3 protein-coding genes are annotated in these 1,094 nt (G+C 42.7%); all 3 read left to right on the top strand.

Annotated features, from left to right (window positions below; genetic code table 11):
- Window positions 1–23 precede the first annotated feature (23 nt).
- Entirely contained in the window at window positions 24–359 is a 336-nt protein-coding gene (locus Q0212_RS15240; RefSeq protein WP_297927093.1) for a hypothetical protein, read from the top strand.
- Window positions 360–396: 37 nt separating this feature from the next.
- Window positions 397–843, top strand: a complete 447-nt coding sequence (locus Q0212_RS15235) for a hypothetical protein (protein ID WP_297927091.1) — start codon at window positions 397–399, stop codon at window positions 841–843.
- The coding region (locus Q0212_RS15230) for a hypothetical protein (RefSeq protein ID WP_297927089.1) at window positions 836–1,094 on the top strand (259 nt) is incomplete at its 3' end. The genes Q0212_RS15235 and Q0212_RS15230, both read left to right, overlap by 8 nt.

Here is a 1,094-nt window from a genome sequence, read left to right as displayed (position 1 = left end):
CACTCAAATTATAGGTAAATGATATGGCAACTACTCCTGTTGTTTTAATTGCTTCGGCTCAACTAGCCAATACAGTCGCTACACTGTACACGGCAACGCGAGTTAAGGCGCGTATTGATAAGCTGACGTGTACCAATGAAGACACAGTAGCACACACAATCACCTTTCATATTGTTGCGAGTGGTGGCAGTGCAACAGCAGCAAACAGAATCATACACGCCAAGTCGTTAGCAGCTGGCGAGTGTTATACCTGCCCTGAATTGATTGGCCATTGGCTGACTGACGGACAAACCATTCAAGGCTTTGCTGATACAGCGGCAATGGTAACTGTGCGTGCAAGCGGTATCGAATCGACGTAATAGTGGTATTTACTGTCGTGATGACAGCGAGGTTAGAATGATACACGAACAAAACCTACAATCTCATTTAATCGGATTAAAGTTATCTGATTGTGCAATCAATTGGTTAATGATTGTATGGCGCATGATGCAAACATTTGATGACTTTGCCGATGGCGATGAAGTTACACGAGACCAACTAGACACCCTTATTTTTGACTCATTTGTGAGTTATGCAAGTCATCCGTTTTATTTAACGCACTGCAAACAACTAACGCCTATTTGTGCAAATGTCTTTTTCAAATGGAAGGCATCGGACACGGCTGAACGCTCAAGAATTGTTAACGAAGTTTCATTTGTGTGGCGTGCTGCTTTTTACGATTTGATTATCGCAGTCATGTTTATTGAGTTTGGCAGAGAATACACAACAGAAAACAGTCATTTAATCATGTCATTGTACGGTGAAAGATACAGTGATTATGCTGAGGAGTTTAATCATGCCTAATCCAATGGTTCTATTGGCTGGTGCTCAAATCGGTGCAAGCGTTTACGGTGCTAATCAAGCAAAAAAGGGCGCAAAGGCTCAAGTTGAAGCAGGCGACCGAGCAGCTCTAATGGAGCAACAATCAGCTGATAAACAACTTGCTTTACAGCGTGAGATTTGGGAAAAACAACAAGCAGACCAAAAACCATATCTCGAGCAAGGTGCTTATGGTATTAGCAGGCTTGGCGATTTGATGCGTAATCAAACGTCTG

This window comes from uncultured Agitococcus sp. (genome assembly GCF_937920075.1).
GTDB lineage: Bacteria > Pseudomonadota > Gammaproteobacteria > Pseudomonadales > Moraxellaceae > Agitococcus.
This window is presented reverse-complemented; position numbering and strand designations above follow the sequence as displayed.

Coding starts and splice junctions, on each gene's coding strand:
- Q0212_RS15240 (WP_297927093.1), top strand. CDS start 24: ATGGCAACTACTCCTGTTGTTTTAATTGCTTCGGCTCAACTAGCCAAT.
- Q0212_RS15235 (WP_297927091.1), top strand. CDS start 397: ATGATACACGAACAAAACCTACAATCTCATTTAATCGGATTAAAGTTA.